We start from the raw sequence: 12,944 nt of genomic DNA, 5'->3' as shown, positions 1-12,944 counted from the left end.
CGATGTGATGGTCTTGCAGCCGGCTGGGTTGCGCGCAGCCGAGACCGCTGCGCAACAAAGCCGCGGAATCATATCCGCAAAAGTCAATAGCAGTTACCCTGAGATTCTGATTTTTTGTGAAATCAGTGTGCAGATGCAGTTCACAAACCCAGCGTTGTGGCGGAAAAACCGGGCCGGGCCGCCTGCCAGTGCCGCTGCAAAACCTCCGCCAACCGTGTCCGCTGTGCGGCTTCGGTGGTGGCCACCACCACATCGCGCGTGTCGTCAACGCGCTGCAGCGTCCAGGCCGGCGTCCACAACACACTGGGCAGACTGTCCTGGCCGGCCGACCACTGGCGCACATCAACACGGTGGGACCAGCGCGCGCGCCAGGCGACAAAACGCGCGTGGCGCAGCGGGAAATCGTCGAAATGCTGGCCCAACACCCTGAGTTGTGCCAGCGGATGCGCGCGTGTCGCGGCGGCCCAGTCGTCCAGCGCCTGCACCAGCCGCTGCTCGCCCAGCGGCCAGGCGGCAAAGTCGGCATCACACAGCCACACCAGCGCACAGCCCTGGCTTGCGGCCTCCTGGAGACCTTGCACCACCAGGTCCTGAAAGTCGGTCCGCCCCACAAAACGGCCCTCCGGCCACAGCCCAGCCGAAGGCGGCGGGCTTGGGCCGTCAGTCATCACCGGCCACCTCGATCAGCCAGCCGCTGTCCACCCATTCGGCCAGCAGTGCGCGCGCGCCCTCACTGGCACGGGCCAAGGCGCGCGCGTCCAGCCGGTGTTCATCGGCGAGTTGCCGCATCAGGCGCGCATCGGCACCACCGGCCCGGAAGCTCTCGCCGTTGATGAACACGTGCTTGTCGTCGTACATCATGCGGGTGCGGCGGTCCAGTTGCAGCGCGCCGCCCGACCACGCGGCCGCCGGTTCGTCGAACCAGACCGTGGGTTTGGGCTCGGTCAAGACCTCGCCCAGGGTGCAAGCCAACAAATCGCCCTCGGCCAACAGGCGGCGCAAGCCGTCGGCCGCAAACTGCTGCAAGGCTTCGGGCACACGCGCCGGCGTGGCGGTGGCGGGCTGGCTCGGGTCGCGGTAGAGCGTGGTGTCCTCGTGTTCGTCAGCCAAGCGCAGAGCCAGCTCACCGGCCAAGCCACCACGCTGAGGCGAACGGAAACCGATGGAACAGGTCATGCAGTCGCCTCCCACGGCGTCGCCGTCGTGTGCCCAACGCGGCGGCAGGTACAACATGTCGCCGGGGTTGAGCACCCACTCTTCCTCGGGCTCAAAGTGCTGCAGGATTTTGAGCGGCACATCGGGCTGCAGGCTCAGGTCTTTCTGGCGGCCAATGCGCCAGCGGCGCTGGCCGGTGGCCTGCAGCAGGAACACGTCGTAGCTGTCGAAGTGTGGCCCCACACCGCCCCCGGGGCTGGCCCAAGAGATCATCAAATCGTCCAGCCGCGCATCGGGCACAAAACGAAAACGGCCCATCAGCTCATGCGCGGCATTGCTGTGCAAGTCCACACCCTGCACCAGCAGGGTCCAGCGCGCCTGCTCCAGCGGCGGCAGGCTGCGGCGCGCAAACGGGCCGTGTTTGAGCTGCCACCCCTTGCCACCGTGCGCGATCAGCCGGGACTCCACACCTTCGCGGGCCGCCAGATCGAACAGCGCCTTGCGGTCCAGCGGCGGCACAAACGCCGGCAGGGCCTGGCGCACCAGCAAAGGCTTCTTGTGCCAGTGCCGACGCATGAATTGCTGGGGGGTGAGCCCACCCAACAAGGCCAGGGCTTGGTCGGGAGCGGGCGGAAAGCTGGAGGGCGCTGAGGAGATCATGGGACAATTGTGCGATGAAAATTTCGGAACAATGTGTGGTGTCGCTGAGCTGGACGCTCAAGGACACCCTGGGTGAAGTGCTGGACGAATCGGATGACCCGGTGGAGTTTCTGCTAGGCGGCGGCGATCTGCTGGCCAAAATTGAAGAGGGCCTGATGGGCCATGAGGCGGGCGACAAAATCGACCTGCACCTCGAACCCGAACACGCCTTTGGCGACTTCGACGACCAGTTGCTGTTTCTGGAGCCGCTCTCGCATTTTCCGGCCGAACTGGACATCGGCATGGCCTTTGAAGGCCTGCCCGAAGGCTGCAACCCGGACGCACCACGCGATCTGGTGTACTTCGTGAGCGAAATCTACCCCGAGCACGTGGTGCTGGACGCCAACCACCCGCTGGCCGGCATCGCGTTGCGCCTGCAGTTGCGTGTGCACCAGGTGCGCGAAGCGACGGAAGAAGAAATTGGCCGGGGCACGCTGGGCACCGGTTTTTTCAATGTGCAGACCGGCTCGCCGCCGGACGCGACCCTGCACTGAGGCGCTGACGCTGACCCGCCAGCGTCAGGCTTTGCCGGTGGAACCGTAGCCGCCGGCGCCACGTTCGGTGGCGTGATCGAAGTCATCCACCACACGGAACTGCGCCTGCACCACCGGCACGATGACCAGTTGTGCCAGGCGCTCCATGGGTTGCAGGGTGTAGGCCACGTCGCTGCGGTTCCAGGCGCTCACCATGAGCTGGCCTTGGTAGTCGCTGTCGATCAGCCCGACCAGGTTGCCCAGCACAATGCCGTGTTTGTGGCCCAGGCCGGAGCGCGGCAAGATGAGCGCCGCGTACCCCGGGTCCTTGAGGTGGATGGCCAGCCCGGTGGGCACGAGCTGCCAGGCGTTGGGCGCCAACAGAACAGGCTCATCCAGGCAGGCACGCAGGTCCAGGCCGGCGCTGCCAGGCGTGGCATAGGCCGGCAGCTGGCCGGCCATGCGCGCATCCATGACCCGCACATCTATCAGCATGTGCATGGCACCTTCACTTCTTGTCTTCCTTGACGGCGTCCAGGAGCGCCTTGGCCGGGTCGTCCTCGGCCGCAGCTTCTTCAGCCGGAGCGGCTTCGCCTTCGGCAGCGGGCTCGGTGCCCATGCCTTCCTGGCTGGCTTCGCCTTCTTCGGTGTTCTCCATGTCCGGCATGTTGTTGAGCATGTCGGTCACAGCCGATTCATCGACCTTGACCTTCTCACCCAGGCTGCCCGTGACCATGCCCGGGAAGGCAATGATGGCCGCCACCATGAGCAATTGCAGAATGATGAACGCAATCGAGCCCTTGTAGATCTGTGCCGTGGTCACCGCTGGGATGCGCTGCTTGGTGATCTGGTCGGTGTAATCGTTGCGGGCCGCCACGCTGCGCAGGTAGAACAGCGCAAAACCGAACGGCGGCGTAAGGAACGAGGTCTGCAGGTTCATCGCGATGATGATGCCGAACCAGATCAGGTCGATGCCCATCTTCTCGGCCACCGGGGCGAGCAGCGGGATGATGATGAAGGCGATCTCGAAAAAGTCGATGAACATGCCCAGCACAAACACCAGGGCGTTCACAAAAATCAGGAACCCGATCTGGCCACCTGGCAGTTTGTCGAACAGGTGTTCCACCCAGATGTGGCCGTCGGCCGCGTTGAAGGTGAAGCTGAAGACCGTCGAGCCGATCAGGATGAACAACACGAAGATCGCGAGTTTGGTGGTGTTCTCCAGCGCCTGCTGCAGCAGCTCAAAGGACAGGCGCTTGCGCGAACCGGCCATGATGAGTGCGCCCAGCGCGCCCATGGCGCCGCCTTCGGTGGGCGTGGCAATGCCCAGGAAGATGGTGCCCAGCACCAGGAAAATCAGCACCAGAGGTGGGATCAGCACAAAGGTGACCTGCTCAGCCAGGCGCGACAACAGCCCCAGGCGGAACAAGCGGTTGAGCAGCGCCAGCGCCAAGGCCAACACCGAGCCAACCGTGGCGGAGAGGATGAACACCTCATCGGTGGCGGCCGGATTCTCACGACCAATCCACTGCGCCATCATGCTGTCGTGAATCTGTGACCAGCCATAAGCAGCCGCGCCACAGGCCAGCAGCAGCAGCAGCAAGGAGCGGTGTCCGCTGCTGCCATTGGGTTCGGAGTAGATGCGTGCCTCCAGCGGCAGTGCGGGCACCCAGTCGGGTTTGAGCAACGCCACGGCGGCGATGAAGGTCAGGTACAAGCCCACCAGCAGCAGGCCAGGGATCAAGGCACCGGCATACATGTCACCCACCGAACGGCCCAACTGGTCGGCCAGCACGATCAGCACCAGCGAGGGCGGCAGTGCCTGCGCCAGCGTGCCGGACGCGGTGATGGTGCCGGTAGCGATGGTGCGGTTGTAGCCGTAGCGCAGCATGATGGGCAGCGAAATCAGACCCATGGAAATGACCGCCGCAGCGACCACACCCGTGGTGGCCGCCAGCAGCGCCCCCACCAACACCACAGCCACCGCCAGGCCACCGCGCACCGGGCCAAACACCTGGGCCACGGTTTCGAGCAAGTCCTCGGCCATGCGGCTGCGCTCAAGGATGATGCCCATCAGGGTGAAGAAGGGGATGGCCAGCAGGGTGTCGTTCTGCATGATGCCGAACACACGCAGCGGCAAAGCCTGGAACAGGTTGTCGGGGAACAGCCCCACTTCCATGCCAATCAGGCCAAAAAACAGACCGGTGGCCGACAGCGAAAACGCGACCGGAAAACCAATCAACAGGAACACCAGCAAGCCGCCAAACATCAGCGGCACAAAGTTGGCAGAGATGAATTCGATCATGATCAGTTGGCTCCCTTCAGGCGCAGCGCTTCTTCTTCCAGGAGTTGTTGTGCCAGCAGTTCTTCATCGCTGGGGCCGTCATGGGCCAGGGGATCGGGGCCGTTGCCGGTAAGAAACGCAAAGCGCTTGATCAGTTCGCTGATGCTCTGCACAAAGAGCAGGAAAAAACCCATCGGGATGAGGGCGTACACGGGCCAACGCAACAGGCCGCCCGCGTTGGAAGACGTCTCACCGCTGTTCCAGGCGTTCAGGAACAAGGGCATGCCCAGGCTGATGAGCAAATAACACAGCGGGAACACAAAAACGAGGATGCCCCCCACGTCGATCCAGTTGCGCGTCCGGGCACTGAAGCGGCTGGAAATGAAATCGATGCGCACGTGTGCGTTGCGCAGAAAGGCGTAGCCACTGCCCAGCATGAAAACGGCGGCAAAGAGGTACCACTGGATTTCCAGCCAGGCATTGGAACTGGTGCCAAACAGCTTGCGGATGATGGCGTTGCCGGCGCTGATGAGCGTGGTGGCCAGGATCATCCACATCGCCAGCTTGCCAATGAGGTTGGTCAGCGCGTCGATCAGGCGTGAAAGTTTGAGCAGTAGTGACATGGGAACCCCTGGATGGAGGGTGAAGGCAAACGGGCGCAAAGTCTATCGGATCGGCCAGCGTCCCGGCTGGCCACACCCGTCATACGACGAAGCATTGCAGCAAAAAACCCCGCGGGTGCGGGGTTTGGTGCCGACTCAGCAAGCTGCTTACAGCTTGGCCGACTGCATGTAGGAGTCGAAACGCGCTTCGGTGAAGCGGAACCACAGGTTCTGGTCCTTGCGGAAGGCCGCGTAGTCCGTGTAGATCTTCTTCCAGTTCGGGTTGCTGGCGCTGAGTTCATCGTACAAAGCCATCGACTGCTTGTACGCTTCGTCCATCACCGCCTTGGGGAAGGGCAGCAGCTTGGCGCCACCGGCCACCAGGCGCTTCAGGGCGGCCGGGTTGCGGGCGTCGTACATGGCCTGCATCATGGTGTGGGCGTGCGAAGCCGCAGTTTCCACGATGGCCTTGTTTTCGGTCGACAAGGCGTTGAACGCGGCCTTGTTGATGTAGAAATCGACCTGGGCACCGCCCTCCCACCAGCCGGGGTAGTAGTAGTTCTTGGCCACTTTCTGGAAGCCCAGCTTTTCATCGTCGTACGGTCCGATCCACTCGGTCGCGTCGATGGTGCCCTTTTCCAGCGCCTGGTAGATCTCGCCACCGGGAATGTTCTGGGGCACGGCGCCCATGCGGCTCATCACCTTGCCGGCGAAGCCACCCACACGCATCTTCAGGCCCTTCATGTCGGCCAGTGTGTTGATTTCCTTGCGGAACCAGCCGCCCATCTGGGCACCGGTGTTACCGCCAGGGAAGTTGACGATGTTGTACTGGTCGTAGAACTCGCGGAACAGCTTGAGGCCGTTGCCGTCGTAGTACCAGGCGGTCAGTTGGCGGCTGTTCAGGCCAAAAGGAATGGCCGTGCCCATGGCGAAGGTGTCGTCCTTGCCGAAATAGTAGTAAGGGCAGGTGTGGCCGGCTTCCACCGTGCCTTGCTGCACAGCGTCCACCACACCGAGCGCCGGCACCAGTTCGCCCGGTGCGTGCACCGTGACGGAGAACTTGCCGCCCGACATCTCGTTGACCTTTTTGGCGAACACGTCGGCGGCGCCGTGAATGGTGTCCAGCGCCTTGGGGAAGCTGGAGGTCATGCGCCAGCGGATGGTTTCACCGGTTTGCACAGCCGGCGCCGCAGGGGCGGCGGCGGGCGCAGCGGCAGGTGCTGCAGCCTCTTCCTTTTTGCCGCAGGCCGCGAGCAAACCTGCCACGCCGACCAAGCCAGACGTGGCTATGAGAGAACGACGATCCATAAAAATGACTCCAAGTTGTTTGTGGAATGGCCATGAACACGTTGAATGTTCCGCGCCAAGCTCTGATACAAGGCTTGCGCATTGTAGGAAGCAGAACTCCCCGAAACTTGGGGGTTTTCCCTCGCAAACGCCGGTTTGAACACCAAACGCCGTGAAAAATTTTCACGGTCGCATTCTTGAAAAATCAGGTGGTCGCTGAAGCGGCGGAAGCCGCACCGACCAGGTGCGAAAAACGCGCTCGGACGCGCCGCTCGATGCCTTCGGCATCCAGGCCCTGCAGGCTCAGCAGCTTTACCGGGTCACCGTGTTCGATGAACTGATCCGGCAAGCCCAGTTGCAGCACCGGCAGACTCAGCCCGGCAGCTTGCAGCGCTTCCAACACGGCGCTGCCGGCCCCACCCATGGTGGCGCCGTCTTCCACTGTCACCAAGGCACTGTGGTTGCGGGCCAGCTCCAGCAACAGTTCCACATCGAGAGGCTTGGCCCAGCGCATGTTCGCCACACTGGCGTTCAGGCCCTCGGCAGCCTGGAGCGCCGGGTACAACAAGGTGCCGAACGCGAGGATGGCCACCCCCTGCCCGCGGCGGCGCCACTCGCCCTTGCCATAAGGCAGACCGCCCAAGTCAGCGGGCTGCGGCCGGCCAACGCCTGCCCCGCGCGGGTAACGCACCGCGACCGGGTGGTTCTGTTCGTATGCCGTGCTCAGCAATTGCCGGCACTCGGCCTCGTCGGCCGGGCAGGCCACGGCCATGTTGGGGATGCAGCGCAAGTAAGCGATGTCGTAGTTCCCCGCGTGGGTGGCGCCGTCGGCCCCCACCAGGCCAGCGCGGTCCAGCGCAAACACCACCGGCAGGTTTTGCAGCGCCACGTCGTGGATCAACTGGTCGTAGGCGCGCTGCAGAAAGGTGGAGTAGATGGCCACCACCGGCTTGAGGCCCTCACAGGCCAGGCCGGCGGCAAAGGTCACGGCATGTTGTTCGGCAATGCCCACATCGTGGTAGCGCTCGGGAAAACGTTTGTGGAACTCGACCATGCCCGAGCCTTCGCGCATGGCGGGTGTGATGCCCACCAGGCGCTTGTCGGCCTCGGCCATGTCGCACAGCCACTGACCAAACACCTGGGTGAAGGTGGTCTTGGGTGGTGTGGCCGGCGGCGTGAGGCCCACGGCAGGATCGAACTTGCCGGGCCCGTGGTAGGCCACCGGATCGGCCTCGGCCAGCTTGTAGCCCTGGCCCTTTTTGGTGACCACGTGCAAAAACTGCGGGCCCTCCAACTGCTTGATGTTTTCGAGCGTGGGGATCAGCGAGTCCAGGTCGTGGCCATCGATGGGGCCGATGTAATTGAAGCCGAATTTTTCGAACAGGGTGGCCGGCACCACCATGCCCTTGGCCTGCTGCTCCAGCCGCTTGGCCAGTTCAAACAGCGGGGGCACCGGCTTGAGCACACTTTTGCCCACGTTTTTGGCCGCCGCATAAAACTGCCCGCTCATGAGCTGCGCCAGGTAGCGGTTGAGTGCGCCCACCGGCGGGCTGATGGACATGTCGTTGTCGTTGAGGATGACCAGCAGCCGGCAGTGCTCCACACCCGCGTTGTTGAGCGCCTCGAAGGCCATGCCGGCGGTCATGGCGCCGTCGCCGATCACCGCGATGGCATGGCGGTCTTCGCCCTTCTGGCGTGCGGCCACAGCCATGCCCAGCGCGGCTGAGATGCTGGTGGATGAGTGCGCCGTGCCGAAGGTGTCGTACTCGCTTTCGGCCCGCTGGGGAAAGCCGCTGATGCCACCCAACTGACGCAGCGTGTGCATGCGCTCACGCCGGCCGGTCAGGATTTTGTGCGGGTAGGTCTGGTGCCCAACGTCCCAGACGATGCGGTCCTCGGGCGTGTTGAACACGTAGTGCAAGGCCACGGTCAGCTCCACCGTGCCCAGGTTGGAGCTGAGATGCCCACCGGTCTTGGACACGCTGTCGAGCACAAACTGCCGCAGCTCGTCGGCCAGCGGACGCAGTTGTGTGCGCTGCAGGCGGCGCAGGTCCGCGGGCGATTGGATGGTGGGCAACAAGGCGCTCATCGCGAGGGGTACTTTCGATATCCGTTGTCGGGGGGCTCAGTGGGAACGCTGCACCACCTGTTGGGCCAGCGCCGCCAGCGCGCGGGTGTCGGTCAGACCACTGCGTGCCAGGGCCGCCTGGGCACGTTCGATCAACGCTTGGGCATAGGCACGCGCAGCGTCCAGCCCCATCAGTGACACAAAGGTGGGCTTGTCGTTGGCGGCATCCTTGCCGGCGGTTTTGCCCAGCGTGGCCGAATCGGCCACCACGTCCAAGATGTCGTCCACCACCTGGAAAGCCAGGCCCAGGGCGGCACCATAGTCGGCCAGGGCGTCGCGCTGCGGCTGTGTCACCCCCGCACAAGCGGCACCCATGAGCACGCTGGCCTGCAACAGCGCACCTGTCTTCTTGCGGTGCATGTCTTCCAGTGCCACCTGGTCCAGCATCTGGCCCACGCTGGCCAGATCGATGGCCTGCCCACCGGCCATGCCCTGTGCACCGGCGGCCTGGGCCAACAGGCGGCACAGGCGCGCGCTCACCGCGGCGGGCAGCACGTCTTCGCCGGGCAGCAGCAACTCAAAGGCAAGCGCCTGCAAGGCATCGCCCGCCAGCAGCGCCTGGGCCTCGCCAAACTGCACATGCACCGTGGGTTTGCCCCGGCGCAACACGTCGTTGTCCATGCAAGGCATGTCGTCGTGCACCAGCGAATAGGCATGGATCAGCTCAACGGCACACGCGGCACGCAAGGCCGCCTGCGGCTGACCACCCACGGCCTCTGCTGCCGCCAAGACCAGCAAAGGGCGCAAGCGTTTGCCACCGTCGAGCACGGCGTAGCGCATGGCCTCGCCCAACCGGGCGGGCGCGTCCACTGGCACCCAGGCTTCGAGCGCGCACTCCACTTCGGCCAGCCGCGCCTGGCTCCAAGCCGCAAAATCCAGGGTGGCAGCGTTCACTGGGCACTCCAGGGCTGCGACGTGCCGTTTTCAAACACACGTATCTGCTGCTCCACCGTGTCCAGCTGTGAGCGGCAAAAACGCAGCAGTTCGGCACCACGTTGGTACTGGGCCAGCAACTGGTCCAGCGGCAACTGACCAGCGTCCAGCGCAGCGACCAGCTGTTCCAGCTCTTGCAACGCAGCTTCGTAGGTGGCGGGTGGGGCGGGCGCCTTGGCGGCGGCGGTTTTGGACATGGGCAAATAAATAGACGGCCCAGCGCCGGAAGGCGTGTGCCAAACCTCGCATTTTAGTGGCCCGCCCAAACGGTGCCTTCACACCCCCGGGGTACAATCGCCCCCTTTCGTTTTCAGGAGCCCGGGCTCTATCCACCCCTTCCGCGCTGACTTCACCGTCGACAAGCGCTTACCCTGCCCCTTCATAGGGGGAGTCTCTAGGTCACGACCACGATGTCTGATTTAAGTCTTCAACTGCAGCAGGCCGCAAGCCAACTTCCAGTTTCCAGTTACTTCGACGAGGCGCTGTTCCAGCGCGAACTGGAGACCATCTTTCAGCGCGGGCCCCGCTATGTGGGGCACCAAAACGCCGTCGCCAACCTGGGTGACTACTACGCTCTGCCGCAGGAAGGTCAGGGCCGCGCACTGGTACACACCGCACAAGGTGTGGAGCTGGTCTCCAACGTCTGCCGCCACCGGCAGGCGGTGATGCTCAAGGACCGGGGCAACCTCAACGAACAGCGCAACGGCAGCGCCGGGGGCCACATCGTGTGCCCGCTGCACCGCTGGACCTACAACGGTGGCAGCGCTCCAGGCACCAAACTGGGCAATCTCCTGGGCGCCCCACACTTCACACAAGACCCCTGCCTGGACCTCAAGCGCTACCCGCTGCGCGAATGGAACGGCCTGCTGTTCGAAGACAACGGCCGCGACATCGCCGCCGACCTCGCCAACATGGGCCCGCGTGCCGCGCTGAACTTTGATGGCATGGTGCTGGACCACGTGGAGCTGCACACCTGCAACTACAACTGGAAAACCTTCATCGAGGTCTACCTGGAGGACTACCACGTCGCGCCCTTCCACCCCGGTCTAGGCAACTTCGTGACCTGCGAAGACCTGCGCTGGGAGTTCAAGCCCGAGTACTCGGTGCAAACCGTGGGCGCGGCCAACCTCCTGGGCAAGGCCGGCAGCCCGGTGTACCAGCGCTGGCACCAGCAGCTCATGCAGTACCGCAACGGCGCCATGCCCGAACACGGTGCCATCTGGCTGACCTACTATCCCCACATCATGGTGGAGTGGTACCCGCACGTGCTCACCGTTTCCACCTTGCATCCCATCAGTGTGGACAAAACGCTGAACATGGTGGAGTTCTACTACCCCGAGGACATCGCCGCCTTTGAGCGCGAGTTCGTCGAGGCCCAGCGCGCCGCCTACATGGAAACCTGCATCGAGGACGACGAGATCGCCGAACGCATGGACGCCGGTCGCAAGGCCTTGCTGGCGCGCGGCGACAACGAGGTCGGCCCCTACCAGAGCCCCATGGAAGATGGCATGCAGCACTTCCACGAGTGGTACCGCCGCCACCTGGGCGATTCGCTGCGAGGCTGAACATTCCGACCGCCACCCAAGCCATTCCGGCCAAAGGCCAGCAAGCGCTGTGGATGCTGCTGGCCTCTTTTCTGTTCGCCAGCATGGGGGTGTGCATCAAGTTCGCCTCGGCGCACTTCAACAGCTTCGAAATCGTCTGCTACCGCGGCATCTTCGGCGTGGTATTTCTCTACGCCATGACGCGTGTGCGCGGCGTGTCGCTGCGCACCCAGGTGCCCATGATGCACGTGTGGCGCAGCGTGGTCGGCACCATTTCGTTGGCGGCCTGGTTCTACGCGATTGCCATCCTGCCACTGGGCACCGCCATGACGCTCAACTACATGAGCAGCATCTGGATCGCCACGTTTCTGCTCGGCGGCGCGCTGCTGATGCAGGGGCGCAACCTGCCGGTGCGTCGGCAGGGGCCGCTGTTTGCCACCGTGCTGGCCGGTTTTGCTGGTGTGGCCCTGGTGCTGCGGCCCTCACTGGCGCCCGACCAGGTGGTGGGTGCGCTGGTGGGGCTGGCGTCGGGCGTCACGTCGGCGCTGGCTTACCTGCAGGTGTCGGCGCTGTCGCGTGCGGGCGAGCCTGAAAGCCGGACCGTGTTCTATTTCTCCGTCGGTGCGGTGCTGGTGGGCGCAGGCGGCATGGTGTTCGCTGGGGCTTCGCCCTGGAACGGCGCCCACGTGCTGTGGCTGCTGCCCATTGGTTTGCTGGCGGTGCTGGGCCAGCTGTGCATGACCCGTGCCTACGCCAGCGGCGCCACCCTGGTGGTGGCCAACCTGCAATACTCAGGCATCGTCTTCGCAGCGTTGTACGGTCTGGTGGTGTTTGGCGACCGCCTGCCCTGGGTGGGCTGGGCCGGCATGGCCCTGATCATCGTCAGCGGCATCGCCGCCACCGTGCTGCGCGAACGCGAAGTGCCCGACAGCCCTGCAGAGGAACACGCATGAACGCCCCCTTCACCACCCTGATCGACGTCGCCCAGCTGCAAGCCCTGATCGCCAGCGGCCAGCCACTGTTGGTGTTCGACTGCAGCTTTGACCTCACCAGCCCGGCGGCGGGCGAGCAGCAGTTTGAGCAGGCCCACATCCCCGGGGCGGTGTACGCGCACCTTGACCGCGACCTGAGCGACAAAACGGCCGCCGCCGATGCCGCGTCCGGTGGCCGCCACCCGTTGCCCTCGCGCGAAACGTTTGCCGCCTGGCTGCGCAGCGTGGGCCTGTCGGCCGACATGCAGGTGGTGGTGGTGGACCGCCAGGGCGCCAACTACTGTGGCCGCTTGTGGTGGATGCTGAAGTGGTGTGGCCACGAAGCGGTGGCGGTGCTCGACGGTGGCCTGCAAGCGTGGCAGGCCGCAGGTGGTTCGGTTGCCAGCGGACCCGACAAAACCTCCCGCCCCACCGGGGACTTCACCCTGTCCCCGGCACGCGCCCGGCTGGTGTCGGCCCAGCAACTTTTCGAGCAACTTGGACACCCCGATCAGGTGGTGCTGGATGCGCGCGCCACGCCACGTTTCCGGGGCGAGGTGGAGCCACTGGACCCGGTCGCGGGGCACATTCCAGGCGCCTTGAACCGACCGTTTGGTTTGAACCTCACGCAAGATGGCCATTTCAAATCCGCCGCAGAACTGCGACAGGAATTCGACACCTTGCTGGCTGGTCGCGATCCCGCGAGTGTGGTGCACCACTGTGGCAGCGGCGTGAGCGCCATCCCCAATGTGCTGGGCATGGAAATCGCTGGACTGGGCCGCGCGGCCTTGTTCGCGGGCAGCTGGAGCGAGTGGTGCAACACCCCCGGTCTGCCCATGGCCCAGGGGTGATCCATCCGACTCATACG

The 12,944-nt window shown here is 64.4% G+C and carries 13 protein-coding genes; 4 read left to right on the top strand and 9 right to left on the bottom strand.

Annotated elements, in window-relative coordinates; translation table 11 throughout:
- Nucleotides 1–140 precede the first annotated feature (140 nt).
- Both ACFQPB_RS04705 and ACFQPB_RS04700 read right to left on the bottom strand, forming a co-directional pair.
- On the bottom strand, nucleotides 141–668 hold the full coding sequence (locus ACFQPB_RS04705; RefSeq protein ID WP_382220182.1) for a hypothetical protein: 528 nt from the start codon (nucleotides 666–668) through the stop codon (nucleotides 141–143).
- Nucleotides 661–1,815 carry a JmjC domain-containing protein gene (locus tag ACFQPB_RS04700; RefSeq protein WP_382220180.1) on the bottom strand — a complete coding sequence of 385 codons (1,155 nt, stop codon included), beginning with the start codon at nucleotides 1,813–1,815 and terminating at the stop codon, nucleotides 661–663. The genes ACFQPB_RS04705 and ACFQPB_RS04700 overlap by 8 nt, the downstream gene beginning before the upstream one ends.
- A gap of 14 nt (nucleotides 1,816–1,829) precedes the next feature.
- Here ACFQPB_RS04700 and ACFQPB_RS04695 point away from each other — a divergent pair, with 14 nt between their 5' ends.
- On the top strand, nucleotides 1,830–2,348 hold the full coding sequence (locus tag ACFQPB_RS04695; RefSeq protein WP_382204172.1) for an FKBP-type peptidyl-prolyl cis-trans isomerase: 519 nt from the start codon (nucleotides 1,830–1,832) through the stop codon (nucleotides 2,346–2,348).
- A 24-nt stretch (nucleotides 2,349–2,372) separates the two neighbouring features.
- On the opposite strand, the gene dut is transcribed toward ACFQPB_RS04695, so the two are convergent.
- The 7 genes from dut to xseB all read right to left on the bottom strand — a co-directional run bounded on the left by dut (nucleotide 2,373) and on the right by xseB (nucleotide 9,758).
- A complete protein-coding gene (dut, locus tag ACFQPB_RS04690) occupies nucleotides 2,373–2,822 on the bottom strand; it encodes a dUTP diphosphatase (protein WP_382220925.1) in 450 nt (149 codons plus the stop codon).
- Nucleotides 2,823–2,835: 13 nt separating this feature from the next.
- Nucleotides 2,836–4,632 (bottom strand): TRAP transporter large permease, encoded by a 1,797-nt coding sequence (locus tag ACFQPB_RS04685; RefSeq protein WP_382220178.1) that lies wholly within the window; start codon nucleotides 4,630–4,632, stop codon nucleotides 2,836–2,838.
- A 2-nt stretch (nucleotides 4,633–4,634) separates the two neighbouring features.
- A complete protein-coding gene (locus ACFQPB_RS04680; protein WP_382220176.1) occupies nucleotides 4,635–5,234 on the bottom strand; it encodes a TRAP transporter small permease subunit in 600 nt (199 codons plus the stop codon).
- A gap of 147 nt (nucleotides 5,235–5,381) precedes the next feature.
- Nucleotides 5,382–6,521 carry a TRAP transporter substrate-binding protein gene (locus ACFQPB_RS04675; protein ID WP_382220174.1) on the bottom strand — a complete coding sequence of 380 codons (1,140 nt, stop codon included), beginning with the start codon at nucleotides 6,519–6,521 and terminating at the stop codon, nucleotides 5,382–5,384.
- Nucleotides 6,522–6,705: 184 nt separating this feature from the next.
- The gene (gene dxs, locus ACFQPB_RS04670; protein ID WP_382220172.1) at nucleotides 6,706–8,589 is read right to left on the bottom strand and encodes a 1-deoxy-D-xylulose-5-phosphate synthase; all 1,884 of its coding nucleotides are present in this window, start codon (nucleotides 8,587–8,589) and stop codon (nucleotides 6,706–6,708) included.
- Between the two features lie 36 nt (nucleotides 8,590–8,625).
- Nucleotides 8,626–9,522: a polyprenyl synthetase family protein gene (locus ACFQPB_RS04665; protein WP_382220170.1), complete on the bottom strand. Its 897-nt coding sequence runs from the start codon at nucleotides 9,520–9,522 to the stop codon at nucleotides 8,626–8,628.
- Nucleotides 9,519–9,758 carry an exodeoxyribonuclease VII small subunit gene (gene xseB, locus ACFQPB_RS04660; RefSeq protein WP_382220168.1) on the bottom strand — a complete coding sequence of 80 codons (240 nt, stop codon included), beginning with the start codon at nucleotides 9,756–9,758 and terminating at the stop codon, nucleotides 9,519–9,521. Before xseB ends, ACFQPB_RS04665 begins: the two co-directional genes overlap by 4 nt.
- 213 nt (nucleotides 9,759–9,971) lie before the next feature.
- Between xseB and ACFQPB_RS04655 the strand changes: the two genes are divergently transcribed.
- From ACFQPB_RS04655 to ACFQPB_RS04645, 3 genes are read left to right on the top strand one after another with little or no spacing between them, the layout of a single operon-like run.
- Complete coding sequence (locus ACFQPB_RS04655; protein WP_382204160.1) at nucleotides 9,972–11,126, top strand: aromatic ring-hydroxylating oxygenase subunit alpha; 1,155 nt, start codon at nucleotides 9,972–9,974, stop codon at nucleotides 11,124–11,126.
- 53 nt (nucleotides 11,127–11,179) lie between these two features.
- Complete coding sequence (locus ACFQPB_RS04650) at nucleotides 11,180–12,058, top strand: DMT family transporter (RefSeq protein WP_382220167.1); 879 nt, start codon at nucleotides 11,180–11,182, stop codon at nucleotides 12,056–12,058.
- Nucleotides 12,055–12,927 (top strand): sulfurtransferase, encoded by an 873-nt coding sequence (locus ACFQPB_RS04645; RefSeq protein ID WP_382220165.1) that lies wholly within the window; start codon nucleotides 12,055–12,057, stop codon nucleotides 12,925–12,927. Before ACFQPB_RS04650 ends, ACFQPB_RS04645 begins: the two co-directional genes overlap by 4 nt.
- The last annotated feature ends 17 nt before the right edge of the window (nucleotides 12,928–12,944 follow it).

This window comes from Hydrogenophaga atypica, assembly GCF_042665215.1.
Taxonomy (GTDB): Bacteria; Pseudomonadota; Gammaproteobacteria; order Burkholderiales; family Burkholderiaceae_C; genus Hydrogenophaga; species Hydrogenophaga defluvii_A.
The sequence above is the reverse complement of the archived record's forward strand: the minus strand, read 5'-3'. Positions and strand labels throughout refer to the sequence as shown.